The following is a 21121-nucleotide window of genomic DNA, read 5'->3' as shown; positions in this document are numbered from 1 at the left end:
AGTGTCGCAACGCCACTTGCCACCATGGCGCGAGATAAGCGGATCGACTATAATACCTGCCCATCATCCAAAAGGATTGAGCGTGTTATCTCTCGAACTCGGGATCGTTGCGGTCCTGATCGTCGTCAACGGCCTGCTCGCAATGTCTGAGCTGGCGATCGTATCCTCCCGCCCTGCCCGCCTCGCCGCCTTGGTTGAAAAAGGTGTGACAGGCTCTCGCCGCGCTCTGGCGCTGGCCTCCGATCCCGGCAAGTTCCTCTCCACCGTGCAGATCGGCATCACGCTGATCGGCGTATTGTCGGGCGCCTTCTCCGGTGCGACGCTGGGCCAGCGCCTCACGATATTGTTGCTTGACCTTGGCGTATCGAAAGGCCTCGCCGATACGCTCGGCGTCGGCATCGTCGTATCGGTCATTACTTACGCTTCGCTGATCATCGGCGAACTCGTGCCGAAGCAGATCGCGTTGCGCGATCCCGAGGCCGTAGCCGTGCGCGTTGCGCCCGCCATGGTGCTGCTCGCAAAAATCTCGCTGCCGCTGGTGTGGCTGCTCGATCGTTCCGGCAAGGCGATCCTGTTTCTACTTGGGCAGCGCGGTGAAGCCGAGGAGAAGGTCAGCGAAGACGAAATCCGCACGCTCGTGACCGAAGCGGAAACCGCCGGCGTGCTTGAGCCCGGCGAAAAGGAAATGATCGCAGGCGTGATGCGCCTCGGCGACCTGCCCGTCGGCGCCGTGATGACACCGCGCCATGAAGTGGCGATGATCGATCTTGCCGATCCCATCGAGACCATCCAGGCCGAACTCGCGGGCAGCTCGCATTCGCGCTTTGCGGTGTTCGATGGCGACGGCGATTCCGCCATCGGCATCGTTCAGGCCAAGGATCTGCTCGATGTGTATTTGAGCGGCAAGACGCCGGACATCCGCGCGCTGGTGCGCGAGGCTCCGGTCATTCCCGACACGGTCGATGCGCGCGACGTGGTGGCGATCCTGCGTGACTCGCCATTCCATATCGGCCTCGTGCATGATGAATACGGCGTGTTCCAGGGGGTGGTGACATCAGCGGATATTCTGGAGTCGATCGTCGGCGCCTTTCACACCGAGGAAGGCCCGGCCGAGGTCGCCTTCCACAAACGCGAGGACGGCTCCTACCTCATCTCCGGCTGGATGCCCGCGGTGGAGTTCGCCGCCCTGCTCGGCATCGACTTACCCGCGCAGTCGCGCCCCTATCAGACCTTTGCAGGATTTCTGTTGCAGGAGTTCGGCAAGATTCCCGAGGTCGGCGACGAGATCGTCTCGCATGCCTGGCGGTTCGAGGTCATGGACCTCGACGGCCGCCGCATCGACAAGGTGCTGGCGAGCCGCGTCAAGGAAGAAGCGCTGGGGTAAATTGATCGCAGCGCTTCGCGTATCGGGTATCAGCCCGTGAACAGTGGCCGCAGCGAGCGGATATCCTTGACCTTCTCCAGATTGTTGATCTGATCGATCAGCTTCTTCGCCTTTTCGGCCCCGAGAACCGGCGCGATCAAGTCACGGGTCTTCGCACTGACGGCGTCGGTGCTCAGCGGATTTTCCTTCGTCCCGGGCGGGAACTTGGTGAAGTGCTCCACCTTCTTGCCATCCATCATCTCCACCTCGACGATAGCGCCGCGCGGCGCGGCCGGATCCATCAGGGCCTTATCACCGACCACGGTTACCTTGGCGCGCTGCTCAAGGATCTTGGAATCCCTCATCAGCGCCTGGTCATGGCTGTCGACGAACGACACGGCACCCTTGACGAGCGCGACCGCCACCAGATGCGGGCAGTTGACGTCGGGCATCGCGCTGGTGCCGACGATCCCCGTCGCATCGGTCGGAATCTTGACGAGGATGCTCTTCACATTGCCCGGCGTCAGGCCGTTCTGCTTGCGTAGGGTCAGGATGGCGTCGAGCGGCGACTGGATCGGATAGCCGACGGAGAATGTCTTGATCGCCGTTTCAGTGACGTAGAAGCGGCTGCCGAGACCGGCGAGCATCTCTTCCGGCTTCGGATCCGTGGACAGCGCAATGAACAGGTTATGCGTGCCATCGAGGACGTCATGAACGCCGGTCAAATCGGCCTGAACCATGGTCACGGCGGTCAGGCCGTTGCGGGCGCCCATGCCCGCGAAGTCGAAAGCCTTCTCGACGTGATCCTCGTCCTTCACCCAGCTCCACAGACCAGCCACCTGCTGCGAGGAATAGGAGATCGCATAACGCATACCCTTCTCGTCCAGCCGAGCCAGCGACGCCGCTGCACCCAGAGAACCGAAGGTGGAGCTGGTCCCCTCCGCACTGCGGTGCGAACCACGGACGAGATCCGGTCCAAGCGCCATCAGCAGCCGGCAAGTGAGATCATATCCGAGCGTCACGGCCCGAATGAATTCGATGCCCGACCGGCCACCTTCCTTTTCCGCCATCGCCAGCGCGGACGGCACCACAGCGCTTCCCGGATGCGCCTTGGTGACCGGCTCGAAATCATCGGTCTCGTCCGCATGCGCGCACATGGCATTGGCCAGCGCGGCGTTGACGGCGGTAGTGCGGAAACTGGATCCGATCACCGACGCCTGCTGTTCGCCGCCGAGCCCGCGAACATATTTCAGGGCCATCTCGCCCGGATGCATCCGCGCACCGGAGACCATCGCGCCGAACGTATCGAGAATGCGGTGTTTGCATTCCGTCATCACCACATCAGGAAGCGCCTTGTCGCGCGTCGAAACCATGTAGCGCGCAAGACGCCCGGTGACATCCGCATCCGCTGCTGCAGCCTTGCGAATGATGGACGGCGAAAGCGTTAATGCGGCGAGAGCACTGGCAGACTGGAGAACGCGACGGCGTGAAGGCGTACGACGCTGGGACATGTCATCCTTTAAGGAGTGTTGGCCGCAAGGCTCGCTGGAGGGATGCGACGAGGTTTCTGCTCACAATACTGACGGCGTGACGATTGACGTATGTTCAGGCCACCTCGCGAAGGCCTCAATGCTTCATCGCGGGCAACGGCTGTCAGGCAGTGGATCGCGCGCCTGCCCTTGCAATATCTCCGGCGCTCGCCGAGCCCTCCACCTTCCAGCACAGCTCCATGACCTTTGCCGCCTGCTTGTGCGGCAGGATTCCTTCAGCGAGATCCTTGAATTTGCGTTCGAGATCGGCATCGCTCATGGGCTTCTCGAGGCTGCCGATGGCGTGCTCGATCCGCTTCTTGAGCACGCGCCCGTCATTCAACTCGACGGACATCTCGACCTGTTCCGGCTTGATCGATTGATCGACAGTCGGAACGACTTTGCCGCGCAATTCGATCGTCTTCGCGTCGCGCACCGCCCCATCGCTGAACTGCTTCTCGCCGCCGGCGCCTTCGATAAAGGCGATGGCAACCGCATGGTAGACGCTGAATTTTCCTTCGAGCCCCTCCCTGGGGGTCTTCTTGCCGGTCAATTCGAGCACCAGCGGATGAACCCTCACGTCGACCTGCTTGATCATATCCGGCGTCAGCTTGTTCTCATTCCTGAGCTGGATCGCCGCGTCGATCAGCGGATGCAGGACGATGCCGCAGGCAAACGGCTTGTAGGTGTTGAGCGCTGACTCGTAACGCTTGCCGAGCCCCTCGGTGATCTCGGCATAGTCCTGCTTGGTGCTGATGGCATTGGCCCAGCCGCGCTTGGCCTCGATCATGCCATCGGAGCTGGTGTAATTCTTTGACGCAAGGATAGCGGCAAAGATGCCGTTGCTGGCAGCACGGCCAGGATTGAAGCTCTTGTTCATCGAACCAAAGGACTCCCGCAGGCCGACAGGCTGCGAGGCCGCGAGCCCCAGCGCCCAGATCATCTGCTGTTCGTTAAGACCTAGCAGCTTGCCAGCCGCGGCGGCCGAGCCAAATACGCCGGCGGTGCCGGTGATGTGCCAGCCGACGTCATAGTGGTTCGGATAAACGGCATTGCCGATCCGGCATTCGGTCTCGATACCGAGCACCAGCGCATTGAGGAAATCCTTGCCGGACACCGGCTTCATTTCCGCAATCGCCAGAATCGCAGATGCGACTGGACCAGCCGGATGAATGATCGTCTTCAGATGGGTGTCGTCATAATCGAAGATGTGACTCGAGACACCATTGATGAAAGCGGCGTTCATGATGTCGAAGCGTTCGTTGCGCCCGAACAGCGAGGCCTTCGCCGGACCGGAGAATGGCGCCAGCGCCGACGCCGCGATGTCCACCGTCTGATGATGCGAACCGCCTATGGCGACACCGACCCAGTTCAACAGCGTGCGCACGCCTTCCTTACGGACACTTGCCGGAAGGTCATCGTATTTGGCGTTGACGATGTAGTGGGCGAGAATCTGCGTCACATGCGGCGGAGCAACCGATGCGGCTTTCTTCGGCGCTTCACTGGCAGCTGGCTCCGCAGCCAAGGCACCACGCCCCGCTGCAGCCAGAGCCGGGAGCGCAGCAGCTGCCTGCAAGACGGTCCTGCGATTGGTGTACGCCATGGGATTTCCTCCGAACTATCATTCTTCGCGCGATCGACGCGCCGCTTCATCGGGCTGCGGCGATACGCCTGTTACAATTCGATAGCAAGCAGTTCGAACTCAGGCGACCTTACGGATTTGCAATATATGCACGAGATAGCGCTATTATCCCGAATTTCTCATTTGTTTCATAAATTCACCCCCACTAGCTTTAATGCGTTCTGTTTCCGTTGCACGTCATGCGCGCTCTGGATTTCAACAAATAACTTTCAGGGTGAAAACGCTGCAGAGATTCATCGTCCGGCCATGAGCGCCGCTCGCATTCCCGCAGAGACATATATCGTTTCGACAGCCAACAAATTTGCAGGTGCCGCTCTACGGCGACACATGCATCGATGATTCACGTCTGGCGCATGCGCAGCGCATGCAGACGCAAGGAGACTAAATGCACCGACGTGACGTTCTGGCCGCGATGGCATCACTTGGCCTCACAAATGTGATTGGAAGCCGAATAGCGCAGGCTGCCGACGAACCCGCAATCCCCGCCATTGCAGGCCCCGATCTCAATACAATTCCTCCAAAATTCCGCGCGCCCGCCGGAAGCGTCGATACGCATACACACATCTTTGGCCCTGCCGCGGTGTATCCGTTCTCGCCCAAGCGCCCCTACTCGCCGCCTGACGCTCCGCTTGAGATGTTTCGCAAGCTGCATGAAGCGATCGGCGTCGAACGCGCCGTCATCGTCAATGCGACCGTCCATGGGTTTGACAACCGCGTGGTGATCGACGCGATCGCGCAGAGCGGCGGCAAGTACAGGGGCGTCGCCAATGTGAACAACAGCATGTCGGAAGCCGATCTCATGGCGCTCGACACAGGCGGCATCCGCGCCTGCCGCTTCGCCTTCCTCAAACGACTTGGCGGCGTCGGCGACATGAAGGTCTTCCGTACTTTGGTCGACCGCGTCGCCGCCATCGGCTGGCATGTGGACATTTATCTCGAAGCCGGCACAGTCCGTGAGTTCGTGCCGATCCTGAAAGCGCTCCCGGTGACCTACGTGATCGATCACATGGGGACGATCAGCGCCGCCAAGGGCCTCGACGATCCCGAATTCAAGGCACTGCTCGATCTGCAGGCCAGCGACGATAAGTGCTGGATGAAAATTACAGGTCTCGAACGCGCCTCGGCTGGCGCAGCGCCATTCCACGACTCCGTGCCGTTCGCGAAGCAGTTGATCGACAATGCGCCGGACCGCGTGTTGTGGGGCACCGACTGGCCGCATCCGAATGTCAAGATCATGCCCAATGACGGCACGCTCGTGGATCTGATCCCGCTTTACGCGCCGGATCCTGCGGTTCAACGCAAACTGCTGGTGACCAACCCAGAGAAGCTGTTCAAGTTCGCGCCGGTGACGTAATTGCCGCGGCCCGTCTGGCGCCGAGATCTGCAGCCCTCATGGTGAGGGGCGCGCCCTTTGCGCTCGTCTCGAACCATGGACTCGTTGACGCCAACCTTGCCGCCGTCCTTCGAAACGCCGCGCAAGAGCGCGGTTCCTCAGGATGGGGCCGTCGTTTGATCGGCGAGTTGGATCCCTAGAGCAGCTCCAGCACCACATCTGCCGGCCGGCACAATCGCGTGCCCTTCGGCGTCTCGACGATGGGTCGGTTCATCAGGATCGGATGCGCGATGATCGCGTCGATCAGTGCGTCATCGCCGAGCGTGGGATCAACAAGCCCAAGCTCGCCATAGACACTTTCCTTCTCACGTAACAGCGCCCGAACGCCTCCGCCCATGGCGCCGATGAGCGCAACCAGCCGGGCGGGATCCGGCGGCATCTTGAGATAGTCGATCACCACCGGCTCGATCCCACTCTGACGGATCATCGCGAGCGTATTGCGCGATGTCCCGCAGGAGGGATTGTGGAAGATGGTGACCGTCATAACGCGCGAGATTACTCGATCACCCGGCCGAACTTGTTCGACTTCGGCAGACCGGTCGCGAGACGGCCGGCGTCCGCGCGATTGCCGCGCCAGTCGGCCAGTTCCTTCCAGGTCAGGCGATGCTCGCGGTCGGACGAGTCCTTCCAGGTCAGGCCTTCCTTGGCCACGAAAGTGGTGACATCCGACAGGCCTGCGCTGGTGTATTTTTGCAGCCGCACACCGCGGCCACGCGCCATTTCGGGCACCTGGTCGAGCGGGAAGATCACCATCTTGTGGTTGGTGCCGATGACAGCGACCTGATCGCTGCCTTCGCCGACCACCGTCAGCGCCCGCGCCTCGTTCGGCATCTCGACATTCAGCACCTGCTTGCCCTTGCGGGTGGTGCCGACGCAGTCGTCCTCATTGACGAGGAAGCCCTGACCGTCATGGCTGGCAATCAGGAACTTGCGGCCGCCCTTGTGCACGAACATCGAGACGATGGCGGCATCGCCCTCCATGTCGATGAACAGGCGGATCGGCTCGCCATGGCCGCGACCGCCCGGCAGCTTCGAGACGTCGAGCGAGTAGAATCGGCCATTGGTGGCCAGCAGCATCAGCTTTGAAGTCGTCTCGGCAAAGAACGCCTTGTCGAGCTTGTCGTCGGTCTTGAAGGTCAGGTTGGAGAGATCCGCAACCTGGCCCTTCAGCGTGCGGACCCAGCCCTTCTCGGAAATCACGACCGTGACGGGCTCGCGCTCGACCAGCGACTCTTCGAGGGCTGCGAGATCGTGCTCCGGCGCATCGGCGAACACCGTGCGGCGTTTGCCGAGCGGCGTCTTCGGCCCGAAGATGTCGCGCACCTTGCGGACCTGCTCGCCGACCTTGGCCCACTGCTCGGTTTCGGACTTCAGGATCGCGTTGATGCCCTTGAGCTCCGCGCGGAGCTCCTTGTCTTCTTTCCTGATCTCGAATTCTTCGAGCTTGCGCAAAGAGCGCAGCCGCATGTTCAGGATCGACTCGGCCTGCAATTCGGTGAGGCTGAACGCCTTCATCAACGCCGGCTTCGGCTCATCCTCAGTGCGGATGATCCGGATGACTTCATCGATATTGAGATAGGCGATCAGGTAACCGCCGAGCACTTCCAGCCGATGTTCGATCTGGTTCTTGCGGAAGTTGGAGCGACGCAGCAGCACGTCGCGCAGATGGTCGAGCCATTCGCGCAGGCACTCGGCGAGGCCGAGCACCTTGGGGATGCGGCCCTTGACCAGCACGTTGAGATTCAGCGGAATCTTGCTTTCGAGCTCGGTGAGCTTGAACAGCGACTCCATCACCAGGCCGGCATCTACATTGCGTGTCTTCGGTTCGATGACGACGCGGATGTCTTCGGCGGACTCGTCGCGGATGTCACCGATCAGCGGCAGCTTCTTGTCGTTGAGCAGCTCGGCGATCTTCTCGATCAGCCGCGACTTCTGCACCAACCATGGAATCTCGGTGACCACGACATTCCAGGCACCCCGGACGCCCTCTTCTACATGCCACTTGGCGCGGGTGCGGAACGAACCGCGCCCGGTCATATAGGCTTCGGCGATGCTTTCCTTGGAATCGACGATGATGCCGCCGGTCGGGAAGTCCGGACCTTTCACCCAGCGCATCAGCGATTTCGATTTGGCGTCGGGCTTGTCGATCAGATGCAGCGCGGCGTCGCAGAGTTCGGCGACGTTGTGCGGCGGGATCGAGGTGGCCATGCCGACCGCGATGCCCTGCGCGCCATTGGCCAACAGGTTCGGGAAACCGCCCGGCAGCACGGCCGGCTCCTTGGTCTGGCCGTCGTAATTCGGGCGCAGCTCGACCGCGTCTTCGTCGATGCCTTCGAGCAGCAGCCGCGCGACATCGGTCATGCGGGCTTCGGTATAACGATAGGCTGCCGCGCTATCGCCGTCGATATTGCCGAAATTGCCTTGGCCGTCGACCAGCGGGTAGCGCGACGAGAAATCCTGCGCGAGGCGCACCAGCGCGTCATAGATCGACTGGTCGCCATGCGGATGGAACGAGCCCATCACGTCGCCGACGATCTTGGCGGATTTCTTGAACGGCGTACCCGGGTCGAGCCGCAGCAGGCGCATGCCATAGAGGATGCGGCGGTGAACCGGCTTCAAGCCGTCCCGCGCATCCGGCAGCGCCCGATGCATGATCGTTGACAGCGCATAAGCGAGATAGCGCTCCTCGAGCGCGTCCCGCAGTTGCACTTCGTGAATTTCAGCCGGCTCCGGCGGAATCAGTCTTTTTCCCATGGCGAGGGGTTAGCGCCTCCCGGCGAATCGGGCAAGAAATGAATCACGCGCCACCGATCAAGTTCCATCGATATCGGGGCGCCCTCGCCTCAGGAGAGGACGCCCACGTCATTTCGTCAGCCATTAGGCTTGGATAGATGGCGTCCAGGCTCAGCCTGGACGCCATCTTCCGGCGGCTATTTGGATTTCTGGATGGAGGTCACGACGATCTGACCATCGACGCGACCGGCATCGAACTTCACCTTGTCGCCCACCTTGACCGATTTCAGCATCGCCGGGTCTTTCACGCGAAAGACCATGGTCATGCCCTCGTCCATATCGAGGCTCTTGATCGGACCGTGCTTCAGAGTGATCTTGCCTGCCGCTTCATCGATCTTCTTCACTTCTCCGCGCACCGCAGCGTCCTGCGCATAACCCGCGACGCAGAACATTGAGAGCGCAACAAACGCGACAAGCGCGACAAATCCATTGGTCTTCATAGTGCAGTCCTTTGCGTGAGATTGAAGCTGTTTGCATCGGGCTATTTCACGATGACCTTGCCGGTCATCCCCAATTCGCGATGCGTCGGGATCAGGCATGAATATTCGAACGTCCCTGCCTTCGAGAACTTCCACAGGATTTCCCCGGACTTCTTGGCAGCGAGACGCAGGCCGTTGGGCTCGTCATGCTCCATGTCGGGATTTTTCTTCATCGCTTCGCCGTGCTTCAGATTCTCTGCCGTGGTCGCCAGCAGGAATTCATGTGCTTCTGTCCCCGCGTTACGGATGACGAAGCGAATCTGCTCGCCGCGCTTGACCTCAATGACCGCAGGCGAATAATCCATCTCGTTCATGCTGACGACGATCTCCCGCGCCGGCTTCTTGGGATCGCCGGGTTCGCCGGCCGAATATCCTCCGTGCTTGTCGTGGGCCACAGCAGCGGCCGCGTAAGCCATCGCGGCCAGCATGACGCCGCGACCAATGTACTTTCGAGTCTTGTTCATTTCAGTTTTCCATGTTGCTTGTTGTCTGTGATGACGATGTGCAGTCCTGGCCCTACATCCCCTTCATTTTCATGCCCTTCTTCATGTCCATCGGCTTCGATCCCTGGCCTTTGATGGTGTTGCCCTTCACGCCCGTCTGTCGTGGAGCTGCGCTTTGCGGCGCCTCGATCTCATAGGCCACCGTGCCCTTCGGGAAATCGTAAGGACCGGGATCGCGGTAATCGCCGCGCGCGAGCCCTTCCCGCACCTTCATGATGCTGAACATGCCGCCCATCTCGATCGGACCGAACTGTCCTGATCCCGTCATCATCGGCAGCGTGTTGTCGGGCATCGGCATCTCCATCTCGCCCATGGCGCCGCCAGTGGATCCCATCACCATCGCATCCGGCGCGAGCTTGCCGACTGCCTTCGCCAGATCTTTTTTGGAGACGCCGATCAGGTTTCTGACGTCGTGACCCATCGCATTCATGGTGTGATGCGACTTGTGGCAGTGGAATGCCCAATCGCCGGGATTGTCGGCGACAAAATCGAATGCGCGGATCGCCCCCACCGGCACGTCAGTGGTGACTTCCGGCCATTGCGCGCTGTCAGGCACCCATCCGCCATCGGTACAACTAACCGCAAACTTGTGCCCATGCAGATGGATCGGATGGTTGGTCATCGTGAGATTGCCGACCCGTATCCGCACGCGATCGCCGAGACGCACCGGCAACGGATCGATGCCGGGAAAGACGCGACTGTTCCACGCCCACATATTGAAGTCGGTCATCTCGTTGACCTTCGGCAGATAGGTGCCGGGATCGATGAGATAGCTGCTCATGATGAAGACGAAATCGCGATCGACGGGCCGGAAGCTGTTGTCGCGGGGATGCACGACCATCATCCCCATCATGCCCATCGCCATCTGGACCATCTCGTCCGAATGCGGGTGATACATGAACGTGCCGCTGTGCTTCATCTCGAATTCGTAGACGAAGGTCTTGCCGGGCTTGATATGCGGCTGGCTCAGGCCGCCGACGCCGTCCATGCCACTTGGCAGGATCACACCGTGCCAATGCACGGTGGTGTGCTCCGGCAGTTTGTTGGTAACGAAGATGCGAACCTTGTCGCCTTCGACAGTTTCGATCGTCGGCCCCGGCGACTGTCCGTTGTAGCCCCAGAGATACGCTTTCATACCGTCGGCGAATTCGCGCTCGACGGGCTCGGCGACCAGATGGAACTCTTTCCAGTCGCCATTCATGCGCCACGGCAACGTCCAGCCGTTGAGCGTAACCACCGGATTGTAATCGGGTCCACTCGACGGATGCAGCGGCGGCTGCATCGTTACCTCGTCCATCATAGGCGCTTCGGGAATATTCGCCGCCTGCACGCGGCCGGTGACCGCAGCAGCGCTAGCGAGCGCTGTGGCGGTGCCGAGAAAATTTCGTCGGGACAACATGGTTTTCTCCATCTCAGTGCCCTCCTCCGCTCGTCGCCTGAGCGGCCGTCGCAGATTTCGTTTCAGATTGAGAATCGCCGCGACCACCGCCATTGATTGCGGTCTGCAGTTCAGACTGCGCGAGCCAGAAATTGCGCTTGGCTTCAATGGCTGCGCGCAAAGCTGCGATGCGTTGGCGGGCCTCGGTCAACAGCGCGAATACATCGACCTGCATACTGCTGAAGCGCAATTGCATCTCTTCGGAGATGATCTTGCGTAGCGGCAACACCTCACGCTGGTAGTGACCGGCGATATCGTAGGTCGAGCGATAGACCCTGAAAGCATCGCGCGCTTCCGAGCGGATGTTCACGGCCTTCTCGGTCAACAGGTTGAAGGCCTGATTATAGGTCTCCGCCGCCAGTCGAACGCGCACTTCACCACCGTCAAAGATCGGAATCTGAAACTGCACGTCGAAGCCGCGTTCGCGGAACGGTACCCCCTCCGGATCACGCGTCTTGCGGTCGATGCCTGCGACGTCGAGCAATGTCACGAACCGGCTTGCTTCGGTTAGATTGAGCGACCGGGCGAGTGCGGCGAGTTCAATGCGGGCGATCTGCAGGTCAATTCGGTGCGCAACGGCATCGACCTCGATGCGCGGCAACGACAGCGGCTGGCGCGGCAGTATTGGAAGTTTTTGCGGCAGCCCGATGCCGATGTCGGTGTCCCAGAGTCCGAGCAGACGGATCAAACGCTCGCGCGAACTCGTGGCCTCCTGGCGGAGCGTTGCGAGATCGGCGGTCGTCTCCGCGTAGAATACCTGCTCGCGGGCTTGGTCGAGCTTGTTCAGCGATCCGGTCTGGCCCAGCTTCTGCGCGAGTTGCGCCGTAGCTTCCGCCGTCGACTTGGCGTCCGTCAGCAGGCCGACAAGTTCGTTGGCAGCGACGGCGCGGTAGTAGGCGCGTCTGACGTCAGCGGCCAGCCGCAGCGTCTCCTCCGCGGCGCGCAATTGCGCCTTCTGGAATCGTTGACGGGCGATCTCCGAGCGGAACGGCAGTGTCGCCAGCGCGAGAATATCGCCGACGACCTGTCGCTCGATTTCCAACGCGCCATTGCCGGAAATGCGCGAGATCGAGAGTGTCGGATTGGGCGGCAGGCTGTCGCCGACCAGGTCAGTCTCAGCCAGCGCCAGTTCGTTATAGGCGGCCTGCAGCCCGCGATTGCCGAGCAACGCGATCTGGACCCCGCTGTCGACTGTCAGTGGCCGCCGCAGCAGGGCTTTGATGGTCGCATCGGCACGTTGTGCGTCATCCGGCGTCCGGATCGCAATCACGTCCTTGTTGATGGTCTCGCTTGCGACCCCGGCGACGACGCCCATACCGCGATCCGGCGAGAACGATGCACATCCCACCAGCAACAGCGTCGATAGCAGCGCAATGCCGGCTGCAGACCTTGAACCGAACTGGCGCGCATGCGTGCGTGACTTGTGATGCCTGTTGAACATGACGTGCCCCTACCGGCCAGATTTCGGCACAGGAGCGACGCGGTCGTTCTGCTCCCGCCATGACGACGGGGCAACCGGCCGAAGGCTGCTGTAAGGAGCCACCGTGGAACGATAGCCGACACCAGCAACCTTGATGCCGGGATCTGCCGGGTCGGCGCCAACCAACGGTGCGGTCACTGGCATGCAGCCACCGAGCGACATACCGGCAGCGGTCATCGCTGCGAGGATTCCAAATCTGATATCGAATAGCTTCCCGGCCACCGAACAAACGGCGGCGAGCTTCGCCCCAAGCTGCGCAAGCATGTTATTTTCCTGAAATGACGATGGATCACAGGTGCGCGTGCCCTTAGCGGGCACGGCACCGCGTCGATACGATCAGATCAGGAAATGGGAGGGCGGTAGAGCCGGGCAGGCGCACTGTCGGTGACCGCGCGATAGCCTTCGGTGACACGAAGGACCGTCGGCACCGAAGGGGTCACGATGTCAGTCAGCGGTGCCGGCAGTGCGGAAATACACATCAGGCCGCAGCATGGACCGTTCGGTGAATGCGGCACTTTGTGCGAACCGGAGGCATCGTCGATCGCCGTCAATGCGTGGTCGCCATCAGCATGTGCGGCTGCAGAGTGTGCAGCAGATGAGTGCGCGACAGAGTGATCGTGCGCGTGACCATCCCCATGCATGTGCGCCGACGCGCTGCTGTTAACATGAACCATGCCGGTCATATGGCTTTCGCCGGTCAGGCACGGCGCGACCGGGTGCTGTCCCGGCAAGGCAAAGGAGATCGTCGGCGCCAGCACGCACAACAGATAGGCCAGGGCGACAAACCACCCTGCTCTCAGCCGCTGCACTCTGGTCAGACGAACCAGCATCTGGACGCTATATCTTCCTATCAACCCGTCAACACGCGGAACATAGACGCGAATCCGGCATTCGCCAATGTCGAACTTGCCTCAGGACGATGAGATTCGCGCGAGGTGCCGCGTCACCGCGTTGATGAACCCTTCGCGGGCGTCGGAATGGCCCTGCCCGCGCGGCTCCAGCACGTTGCGGAGTAGAAAGCGGCCGGTCAGGTCGAAGCCGTCCTGCAGGTCGCGGTCGGAGATGCTGTTTTGGCCGTCTTCACTCTCGCGCAGGAATGACGGCAGCCGCATCAGCCGGTCGCGATACGGTTCACCCGCGGTCCGGGACACTGCGTTGCCAGATTTGGGTGACACGTAAATCAGGTCAGAGGTCACGCCGGTGGCGGCGCAATTCTCCAGATCGAGGCCGAAGCCGAGTTCGGTCAGCATCGCCAGCTCAAACCGGATCACATGGAGCGCGGCTTCGCCGACATCATCGAAGTCATCCAGGATGCGCTCCAGCGTCTCGTAGATGTCTTCATGCGGATCGCGCTCCGGCAGCAACCGCGCCAGCGAGGCGAGATGGGTGATGCCGTAGACCGCATGGGACGAACCCAGCAGCGTCGCGGCACGCATCAACGTGCCTTCCATCAGGTAATAGCCGAGCTGTTCGTCCAGCCGCGCACGCCATATCGCCTGCACGCTATTGCCGGGTTGCAGCAGCGGTCGCATCTTTGACCCCGCACCACCGCGCACCAGGCCGAGATGACGACCATGGCTACGCGTCAGCAATTCGACGATGGCACTGGATTCGCCATGCCGCCGCACGCCCAGGATGATGCCTTCATCGGTCCATTCCATGGGGGCAGTTTACAGGAATTCGGCAGCCGCCGCAGCAAATGCGATCAGGCCTTGAACCACGTTTTCGCATCGCCGGTGAAAGCGCAATACAGCCCGAGCCCGGTCAGGATGCATGACACGATCTCGATCGCACTGTCGAACTGCAGTCCGTACAGGCCAAGCACCTGAAACAGCGACAATACCGAGAACGCCAGCGACACAGTCAGAACCCAGCGCGGCCAGCCCTTGCGGCGATAGGCGGCGAGCCACACCAGCCAGACGAAGAACAACAGCATGCAAGCGGCGACCAGATTCGCCGCCATGATGGTGCTCTCGGACATCGCAAGGTCAGGCGTGCGGTCCTGGAACGCGATCGACAGCGCGTCGAGGATCAGCGACATGTAGAGCAGGACTTCGAAATAGAAGACGTTCTTCGGAAGGTTGGCGGGAGCGGTCATCGTGTCGGCTGCACTTCCATCATCGCTCCTCGATCACTCGTGAGGAAATTCGAGGCCCATTTCGCGATAACGATTGGGATCGTCGCCCCAGTTTTCCCGCACCTTCACGAACAGGAACAGATGCACGGGCGCGCCCACGATCTCGGTCAGCTCCCTGCGCGAGTCCGCACCGATCTGCTTGATCGTCGCGCCGCCCTTGCCGAGCACGATCTTGCGCTGGCTTTCGCGCTCGACGAAAATCGTCTGCTCGATCCGCACCGACTTGTCCTTGCGCTCAGTCCAACTATCGGTCTCCACCGTCGACTGGTACGGCAGTTCCTGATGCAACTGGCGAAAGATCTTCTCGCGGGTGATTTCCGCCGCGAGATGCCGCATCGGCGCATCCGACATCTGGTCTTCGGGATAATGATACGGGCCGGCGGGAACGTCGGCTGCCAACCTGCGGCGCAGGTCGTCGACGCCGTCACCGGTCATCGCCGAGATCATGAAGGTCTCTTCGAACTTCAGCCGCTCATTGGCCATCTGCGCCAGCTTCAGCAGCTTTTCCTTGGAGACGATATCGACCTTGTTGATGACGAGGATCTTCGGGTGATTGACGCTCGCAAGCTGCGCGAAGATCGCCTCGGCCTCTTCGTTGATGCCCGCTTTGGCATCGAGCAGCACGCAAACGACGTCGGCATCATGCGCACCGCTCCATGCCGTCTTGACCATCGCCCGGTCGAGGCGCCGCTTCGGCAGGAAGATGCCGGGCGTATCGACCAGAATGATCTGGGCGTGGTTCTCGATCACGATGCCGCGGATCAGTGCGCGGGTGGTCTGCACCTTGCGCGAGACGATGGTGACTTTGGAGCCGACCAGCGCATTGACCAGCGTCGACTTGCCGACATTGGGCGCACCGATCAGCGCGACAAAGCCGCAGCGGGTCTCGGTAGGTGTCCCTGCGGACTCATGGTCTGGTTCAGCATCGTTCACGACATCATCCTTCATTGCCGCCACTGCTGACGCCTTCACGCGCAATCATCGCCTGCGCCGCGGCCTTCTCGGCGGCGCGCTTGCTGCCGCCCTCGCCTTCGGCCGGCGCAAACCCCTTCACATCCACCTCGATCTTGAAATGTGGATCGTGGTGCGGACCGGAGCGTTCGACCTCCCGATAGGCCGGTGTCGGCAGACCGCGGCCCTGGGCCCATTCCTGCAGCACCGTCTTCGGATCGCGCAGCGGGCGCACTGGCTTGCGCATGCGCTCGGTCCAGTTGCGCTGCACGAAGCTTTCCGCAGCCGGATAGCCGCCATCGAGGAAGATCGCGCCGATCACGGCTTCGCAGATATCGCCGAGGACCGACTTGCGCAACCGCTGACCGGCGCCGGCGCCGACCGTGCCGAGCTTAATACCCTCGAGGAGACCCAACAGCCGTGCGACGTCGGCGCATGCTTCCTTGCGGACGAGGTCGGCGAGCCGCTTCGACAACTCGCCTTCATCCGCATTCGGGAAAGCGCGAAACAACATGTCGGAGACCACGAGGCCGAGTACGTGGTCGCCGAGAAACTCGAGACGCTGGTAGCTCTCGGTCCGGCTGCGCTGCGACTTCAGGGCCGACACATGGGTGAAGGCTGTCGCCAGCAGCAGAGGATCCTTGAAGCTGTGGCCGATGCGCGTTTCGATCTCGGCTGCGGCGACCTTCGCCGCTGCGCGTGCCTTCTTCTTGCGGGCAGCAGCCGTCTCCGGCGTAGCCTCGGTCGTCGAGCTGACTTCGTCGGTTTTCGGCGCGGTCTCGATGGGATTGTTGGAGTCGTCGGTCATCGCACGATAGAGAAAATTCGATTCCAGCGTACGGCGGTCGGCCAGCGCCAGATCTGCCAAGCATGTTCGCCTTCGGCGATCGAGAAGAAGATCATTTGCGCGCGACCGACGAGATTCTCGAACGGCACATAGCCGACGGCCGACAGCACCCGGCTGTCCGTCGAATTGTCGCGGTTGTCGCCCATCATGAAGAAGTTGCCGGGCGGCACGGTGTAGACATTGGTGTTGTCGTAGAAGCCGTTGTCGACGCAATCGAGCGTCTCATAGGTGACGTTATTGGGCAGCGTTTCCTTCCAGCGCTTGACGCGCGCCGTGGCGTCGGAACCGCACGGATCTTCGCCGACGAAGTCGCTCATACGCTCGCGCTGCACGGGCTTCTCGTTGATGTAGAGCAGCCCCTCTTTCATCTGGACGCGGTCACCGGGCAGACCAATCACGCGCTTGATATAGTCGGTAGAGTCGTCCTTCGGCAGACGGAACACCACGACGTCACCACGCGACGGCTCGGAGCCGAAGACGCGGCCGGAGAAGATATTCGGCGACAGCGGGATCGAATAGTGGCTGTAGCCGTAGGAATATTTCGAGACGAAGAGGTAATCGCCGACCAGAAGCGTGGCCTTCATCGAGCCCGACGGGATATTGAAGGGCTGGAACAGGAAGGTCCGGATCACCAGCGCGATCAGCAGTGCGTTGATGACAACACGGATGGTCTCGCCGACGCCGCTTTCAGTCTTGGTCCCGGATGTCACACTCATCGCTTTCCCGATTCCCGCAGCGTCGCCGCGCGGCTGGCAGCGCATTTTGGGGCAAGGCGGCGTCGCGCCTCGCACGAAAAATGCATTAGATTCATATAATTACGGCAAAGTCCTGCAAATGCCATGAGCGGCGTCAGCGAGAATTGGCGTCGGTTCGGTGTCCTCGCAGGTTTAAACGGTTGTTGGTAACGGTGCAATGAACCGCCCCGAAAAGCCGCTATTTCCCGCCAGTTTGACGTGCCGGCTTGTGATCGCACCGCTTCAGGTGCGGCTCCCGGCCAGCCCTCAGGGCTTGGGCGACGGGACGGCCGAAATTATGACGAAAGCCTGCGCCAGCGGCCAATCGTCCGTGATCGACAGATCGATCTGGGCATCATGCCCCGGCGGTATCAGGGCCTGCAGCCGCACCAGCGCACCGCCGGTGAGCTTCATGGAGGGTTTCCCCCCGGGTAGGTTGACGACGCCCATATCCCGCCACCAGACCCCCTGGCGGATGCCGGTGCCCAGCGCCTTGGACATGGCCTCCTTGGCAGCGAAACGCTTGGCATATGTCGCCACCACCATCCTCTCGCTCTTCACGCGGCGCTGTGCCCGCGCCCGTTCGGCCTCGGTGAAGATGCGATCGAGAAAGCGGTCGCCATGGCGTTCGATCACCTTGGCGACGCGCGTAATGTCGATCAGATCGGAACCGATGCCGATGATCATGAGGCGCTCTTGAACTGTATCCGCCCGCGATCCATCGCCGCGCGCATCAGACGCACCGTATCGGACAGACCGATGAACAGTGCCTCGCCTATCATATAGTAGCCGATGTTCAGCTCCATGATTTCGGGCAGCGCCGAGATCGTCTCGGCGGTGGCATAGTCGAGACCATGGCCGGCATGCACTTCCAGGCCTGCGGATTTCGCCAGCCTGGCGCCGGCGGCAATGCGCTGCCACTCGTTGGCGGCCTTCGCGGTATCGCCATCGGTGATCGCGTCGCACCAGGCGCCCGTGTGGAGTTCGATCACGGGGGCCTTTAGTTTAGCGGCCATTTCGATCTGCTTGGGATCAGCCGCGATGAACAGCGACACCCGCACGCCGGCTTCGGTGAAGCGCGCGATTGATGGCTCCAACGATTCACGCTGGCCGACCACGTCGAGGCCGCCCTCGGTGGTCAATTCTTCGCGCCGCTCCGGCACCAGGCAGACAGCATGCGGCTTCACCGCCAGCGCGATCCGCACCATGTCCGGCGTCGCCGCCATTTCGAAATTCAGCGGCTTGGAGATCTCCGCCTTCAGTCGCTCCATATCGGCATCGCGGATATGGCGACGATCCTCGCGCAAATGCGCGGTGATGCCGTCGGCCCCTGCCGAAATGGCTTCCAGCGCAGCGCGGACCGGATCCGGGTGCTTGCCGCCCCGCGCGTTGCGCAGGGTCGCGACGTGATCGATGTTGACGCCGAGGCGTAGCGAGGATGAGGACATGACGGAATTCCAGAAAACCTTAAGGGAAGACGCTACCCATTGACCCGCTCGACCTTGGCGACAACAGCCTTGGCGCGCAACTGATTGATGATCGCGCTGAGATGCTTGAGGTCGTAGACCCCGAGATCGATGGTCTGTTCGGTGAAATCGGGCGAGCGTCGATGCATGCTGATATTGTCGATATTGCCGTCATGGTCGGCAATCACCTGGGCGATCTGCGCCAGACTGCCGGGCTCGTTGACATTCTGCAAAAAGAGTCTGGCCGGGAAACGCTGCGGCGAGGATTCATCGATATCCCAGCGCACGTCGACCCAGCGCTCCGGCTCTTCCTCGAAATCCTTCAGCGCCGGTGACTGGATCGGATAGATCGTGATGCCCTCGCCCGGCGTGACGATGCCGACGATACGGTCGCCCGGCACGGCGCCACCGTTCGGAGCGAATTTAATTGGCAGATCGGAATCGACGCCACCGATCGAGATGATCGAGGTGAAGCGTGCCGCGCCATCCGGCGTTCTGACCTTGTCCGCCGTCGACTTCTTGTTGTTGGCCGAAAAGCGGCCGATGCGCTCTTCCTTGTAGTCGGGATACATCGCACGCGCGACGTCGGCGGCGCGCAATTCGCCGCGGCCGACCGAGGCCATCACATCGTCGATAGACGTGCGCGCCAGACGCGGCAGCGCGCCCTTCAACTGGTCGTCCGAATATTCCATCTTGGCGCGCACGAACAGGCGCTCGACGATCCGGCGGCCAAGGCTGGCATATTGATCACGGACCGCTGTTCGCGTCGCACGGCGAATGGCGGCGCGCGCTTTGCCAGTGACCGCCAGGCCTTCCCATGCGGATGGCGGCGCCTGCTGTGCGGCCGAGGTCAGCACTTCGACTTCGTCGCCGTTCTGCAGTTCGGACGACAGCGGCGCGAATTTTCCGTTGATCTTGCAGCCAACTGCACTGTTACCGACGTCGGTATGCACGGCATAGGCGAAGTCGACCACATTGGCATTGCGCGGCAGCGCGATGAGCTTGCCCTTTGGCGTGAAGCAGAACACCTGGTCGTGGAACAGTTCGAGCTTGGTATGCTCCAGGAATTCTTCCGGATTGGTGCTCTCCGAGAGAATGCCGATGGTATGGCGCAGCCACGAGAACGCGTTGGATTCGCGCTTGAGCATTTCGGTCGGCGAGCCGATGCCATCCTTGTAGAACGCATGCGCGGCGATGCCGTATTCGGCGATGCTGTTCATGTCCTCGGTGCGGATCTGCAGTTCGACGCGCTGGTTGCCGGGGCCGATCACCGTGGTGTGGATCGAGCGATAGTCGTTCTGCTTCGGCGTCGAGATGTAGTCCTTGAAGCGGCCGGGCACCACTGGCCAGGTCGTGTGCACCACGCCGAGCGCCCGGTAGCACGCCTCCATGTCCTGCAGCACGACGCGGAAGCCGTAAATGTCCGACAGCTGTTCGAAGCCCACCGACTTGCGCTTCATCTTGGTCCAGATCGAAAACGGCTTCTTGCGTCGGCCGGTGACCCGCGCCGTGATGCCGTTCTTCTCCAGCTTCGTGGAGAGATGACTCTCGATCATGTCGATGAGGTTGCGATTGCGTTCGGTCAGTGAGTCCAGACGCTGCATCACCACCAGATAGGCGTCGGGATCGAGCACCTTGAACGACAGTTCCTCAAGCTCCTCGCGCATCGCCTGCATACCCATGCGTCCAGCGAGCGGCGCATAGATGTCAAGGGTCTCCTCGGCGATGCGACGGCGCGAGGCCGGCGGCATGAACTCCATCGTCCGCATATTGTGCAGACGGTCGGCGAGCTTGATCAGCAGGACCCGGACGTCGTCGGCGATCGCCAGCAGCAGCTTGCGCAGGTTCTCGGCCTGTTTGGCTTCGCGCGACACCAGTTCGAGCCGCTTCAGCTTGGTCAGGCCCTCGACCAGCGCGCCGATTTCGGCGCCGAACAGCTTGTCGATTTCGGTCCGGGTGGCCTCGGTGTCCTCGATGGTGTCATGCAGCAGCGCCGCCACGATGGTGGCGTCGTCGAGCTTGAGGTCGGTGAGGATCGCTGCCACTTCCAGCGGGTGGGAGAAATACGGGTCGCCCGAGGCCCGCGTCTGCTCGCCATGGGCGACCATGGCATAGACATAGGCGCGGTTGAGCAGATCCTCATCGGTGTTCGAGTTATAGGCCCGGACGCGGTCCACCAGATCGTATTGCCGCATCATCCGGACACGGGACGTCCGCGGCACCTTGGCCGGAATTGGCGTCTCTGCAGACAGCGCTTCAGGCGAAACTGGCGAGACCGCGGCGACCGTGTCGTTCGCAGCCTGCATCTGCCGTTTATTACGGCGCGAAGTCGCCATCCTAGCCTCGTTCGATCCGGTCAGCAGCGA

The 21121-nt window shown here is 61.5% G+C and carries 20 protein-coding genes; 2 read left to right on the top strand and 18 right to left on the bottom strand.

Going from position 1 to position 21121, the window contains the following annotated elements; all coding sequences use genetic code 11:
• The first annotated feature begins 82 nt into the window (after positions 1–82).
• Complete coding sequence (locus HP556_RS21830) at positions 83–1384, top strand: hemolysin family protein (RefSeq protein ID WP_120292132.1); 1302 nt, start codon at positions 83–85, stop codon at positions 1382–1384.
• A gap of 29 nt (positions 1385–1413) precedes the next feature.
• Here the strand turns inward: HP556_RS21830 and HP556_RS21825 are convergent, their stop codons facing one another.
• The gene (locus HP556_RS21825; RefSeq protein ID WP_175368505.1) at positions 1414–2874 is read right to left on the bottom strand and encodes an MmgE/PrpD family protein; all 1461 of its coding nucleotides are present in this window, start codon (positions 2872–2874) and stop codon (positions 1414–1416) included.
• 142 nt (positions 2875–3016) lie between these two features.
• Positions 3017–4495, bottom strand: a complete 1479-nt coding sequence (locus tag HP556_RS21820) for an MmgE/PrpD family protein (RefSeq protein ID WP_175368504.1) — start codon at positions 4493–4495, stop codon at positions 3017–3019.
• A gap of 424 nt (positions 4496–4919) precedes the next feature.
• On the opposite strand from HP556_RS21820, the gene HP556_RS21815 reads away from it, so the two are divergent.
• A complete protein-coding gene (locus HP556_RS21815; protein WP_175368503.1) occupies positions 4920–5888 on the top strand; it encodes an amidohydrolase family protein in 969 nt (322 codons plus the stop codon).
• Between the two features lie 175 nt (positions 5889–6063).
• On the opposite strand, the gene arsC is transcribed toward HP556_RS21815, so the two are convergent.
• From arsC to HP556_RS21735, 16 genes are all read right to left on the bottom strand, one after another.
• Complete coding sequence (gene arsC / locus HP556_RS21810) at positions 6064–6411, bottom strand: arsenate reductase (glutaredoxin) (protein WP_120292124.1); 348 nt, start codon at positions 6409–6411, stop codon at positions 6064–6066.
• Positions 6412–6422: 11 nt separating this feature from the next.
• Positions 6423–8681, bottom strand: a complete 2259-nt coding sequence (gene parC, locus HP556_RS21805) for a DNA topoisomerase IV subunit A (protein ID WP_175368502.1) — start codon at positions 8679–8681, stop codon at positions 6423–6425.
• 176 nt (positions 8682–8857) lie between these two features.
• Positions 8858–9160 (bottom strand): copper-binding protein, encoded by a 303-nt coding sequence (locus HP556_RS21800; RefSeq protein WP_093761412.1) that lies wholly within the window; start codon positions 9158–9160, stop codon positions 8858–8860.
• Between the two features lie 41 nt (positions 9161–9201).
• Positions 9202–9663 (bottom strand): cupredoxin domain-containing protein, encoded by a 462-nt coding sequence (locus HP556_RS21795; RefSeq protein ID WP_175368501.1) that lies wholly within the window; start codon positions 9661–9663, stop codon positions 9202–9204.
• Positions 9664–9715: 52 nt separating this feature from the next.
• Positions 9716–11101, bottom strand: a complete 1386-nt coding sequence (locus tag HP556_RS21790) for a multicopper oxidase family protein (RefSeq protein ID WP_175368500.1) — start codon at positions 11099–11101, stop codon at positions 9716–9718.
• 13 nt (positions 11102–11114) lie between these two features.
• The gene (locus tag HP556_RS21785) at positions 11115–12581 is read right to left on the bottom strand and encodes a TolC family protein (protein WP_175368499.1); all 1467 of its coding nucleotides are present in this window, start codon (positions 12579–12581) and stop codon (positions 11115–11117) included.
• A gap of 9 nt (positions 12582–12590) precedes the next feature.
• Positions 12591–12884, bottom strand: coding sequence for a hypothetical protein (locus HP556_RS21780; protein WP_175368498.1), 294 nt, complete (start codon positions 12882–12884; stop codon positions 12591–12593).
• Positions 12885–12961: 77 nt separating this feature from the next.
• Positions 12962–13450, bottom strand: a complete 489-nt coding sequence (locus HP556_RS21775) for a hypothetical protein (protein WP_175368497.1) — start codon at positions 13448–13450, stop codon at positions 12962–12964.
• A gap of 81 nt (positions 13451–13531) precedes the next feature.
• Positions 13532–14281, bottom strand: coding sequence for a DNA repair protein RecO (gene recO / locus HP556_RS21770; RefSeq protein WP_089263820.1), 750 nt, complete (start codon positions 14279–14281; stop codon positions 13532–13534).
• Positions 14282–14325: 44 nt separating this feature from the next.
• Positions 14326–14718, bottom strand: a complete 393-nt coding sequence (locus tag HP556_RS21765) for a hypothetical protein (RefSeq protein ID WP_175368496.1) — start codon at positions 14716–14718, stop codon at positions 14326–14328.
• A 33-nt stretch (positions 14719–14751) separates the two neighbouring features.
• Entirely contained in the window at positions 14752–15705 is a 954-nt protein-coding gene (gene era / locus HP556_RS21760; protein WP_175368495.1) for a GTPase Era, read from the bottom strand.
• Complete coding sequence (gene rnc / locus HP556_RS21755; protein WP_089263817.1) at positions 15695–16516, bottom strand: ribonuclease III; 822 nt, start codon at positions 16514–16516, stop codon at positions 15695–15697. The genes era and rnc overlap by 11 nt, the downstream gene beginning before the upstream one ends.
• Positions 16513–17271 carry a signal peptidase I gene (lepB, locus tag HP556_RS21750; protein ID WP_089264616.1) on the bottom strand — a complete coding sequence of 253 codons (759 nt, stop codon included), beginning with the start codon at positions 17269–17271 and terminating at the stop codon, positions 16513–16515. The genes rnc and lepB overlap by 4 nt, the downstream gene beginning before the upstream one ends.
• 285 nt (positions 17272–17556) lie before the next feature.
• The gene (gene acpS, locus HP556_RS21745) at positions 17557–17976 is read right to left on the bottom strand and encodes a holo-ACP synthase (RefSeq protein ID WP_175368494.1); all 420 of its coding nucleotides are present in this window, start codon (positions 17974–17976) and stop codon (positions 17557–17559) included.
• On the bottom strand, positions 17973–18737 hold the full coding sequence (locus HP556_RS21740; protein WP_175368493.1) for a pyridoxine 5'-phosphate synthase: 765 nt from the start codon (positions 18735–18737) through the stop codon (positions 17973–17975). The genes acpS and HP556_RS21740 overlap by 4 nt, the downstream gene beginning before the upstream one ends.
• 32 nt (positions 18738–18769) lie before the next feature.
• Entirely contained in the window at positions 18770–21091 is a 2322-nt protein-coding gene (locus tag HP556_RS21735) for a RelA/SpoT family protein (RefSeq protein ID WP_175368492.1), read from the bottom strand.
• Positions 21092–21121: the final 30 nt, after the last annotated feature.

The organism is Tardiphaga robiniae, from assembly GCF_013359755.1.
GTDB classification, from domain to species: Bacteria; Pseudomonadota; Alphaproteobacteria; order Rhizobiales; family Xanthobacteraceae; genus Tardiphaga; species Tardiphaga robiniae.
The sequence above is the reverse complement of the archived record's forward strand: the minus strand, read 5'-3'. Positions and strand labels throughout refer to the sequence as shown.

What these genes read in the sequence shown, in the direction of transcription:
- rnc (WP_089263817.1), bottom strand. Translation starts at nt 16,516, where the DNA reads ATGACCGACGACTCCAACAATCCCATCGAGACCGCGCCGAAAACCGAC.
- HP556_RS21775 (WP_175368497.1), bottom strand. Translation starts at nt 13,450, where the DNA reads ATGCTGGTTCGTCTGACCAGAGTGCAGCGGCTGAGAGCAGGGTGGTTT.
- HP556_RS21820 (WP_175368504.1), bottom strand. Translation starts at nt 4,495, where the DNA reads ATGGCGTACACCAATCGCAGGACCGTCTTGCAGGCAGCTGCTGCGCTC.
- HP556_RS21735 (WP_175368492.1), bottom strand. Translation starts at nt 21,091, where the DNA reads ATGGCGACTTCGCGCCGTAATAAACGGCAGATGCAGGCTGCGAACGAC.
- parC (WP_175368502.1), bottom strand. Translation starts at nt 8,681, where the DNA reads ATGGGAAAAAGACTGATTCCGCCGGAGCCGGCTGAAATTCACGAAGTG.
- recO (WP_089263820.1), bottom strand. Translation starts at nt 14,281, where the DNA reads ATGGAATGGACCGATGAAGGCATCATCCTGGGCGTGCGGCGGCATGGC.
- HP556_RS21825 (WP_175368505.1), bottom strand. Translation starts at nt 2,874, where the DNA reads ATGTCCCAGCGTCGTACGCCTTCACGCCGTCGCGTTCTCCAGTCTGCC.
- era (WP_175368495.1), bottom strand. Translation starts at nt 15,705, where the DNA reads ATGAAGGATGATGTCGTGAACGATGCTGAACCAGACCATGAGTCCGCA.
- HP556_RS21780 (WP_175368498.1), bottom strand. Translation starts at nt 12,884, where the DNA reads ATGCTTGCGCAGCTTGGGGCGAAGCTCGCCGCCGTTTGTTCGGTGGCC.
- HP556_RS21785 (WP_175368499.1), bottom strand. Translation starts at nt 12,581, where the DNA reads ATGTTCAACAGGCATCACAAGTCACGCACGCATGCGCGCCAGTTCGGT.
- HP556_RS21765 (WP_175368496.1), bottom strand. Translation starts at nt 14,718, where the DNA reads ATGACCGCTCCCGCCAACCTTCCGAAGAACGTCTTCTATTTCGAAGTC.
- HP556_RS21795 (WP_175368501.1), bottom strand. Translation starts at nt 9,663, where the DNA reads ATGAACAAGACTCGAAAGTACATTGGTCGCGGCGTCATGCTGGCCGCG.
- lepB (WP_089264616.1), bottom strand. Translation starts at nt 17,271, where the DNA reads ATGAGTGTGACATCCGGGACCAAGACTGAAAGCGGCGTCGGCGAGACC.
- arsC (WP_120292124.1), bottom strand. Translation starts at nt 6,411, where the DNA reads ATGACGGTCACCATCTTCCACAATCCCTCCTGCGGGACATCGCGCAAT.
- HP556_RS21740 (WP_175368493.1), bottom strand. Translation starts at nt 18,737, where the DNA reads ATGTCCTCATCCTCGCTACGCCTCGGCGTCAACATCGATCACGTCGCG.
- HP556_RS21790 (WP_175368500.1), bottom strand. Translation starts at nt 11,101, where the DNA reads ATGTTGTCCCGACGAAATTTTCTCGGCACCGCCACAGCGCTCGCTAGC.
- HP556_RS21815 (WP_175368503.1), top strand. Translation starts at nt 4,920, where the DNA reads ATGCACCGACGTGACGTTCTGGCCGCGATGGCATCACTTGGCCTCACA.
- HP556_RS21800 (WP_093761412.1), bottom strand. Translation starts at nt 9,160, where the DNA reads ATGAAGACCAATGGATTTGTCGCGCTTGTCGCGTTTGTTGCGCTCTCA.
- acpS (WP_175368494.1), bottom strand. Translation starts at nt 17,976, where the DNA reads ATGATCATCGGCATCGGTTCCGATCTGATCGACATTACGCGCGTCGCC.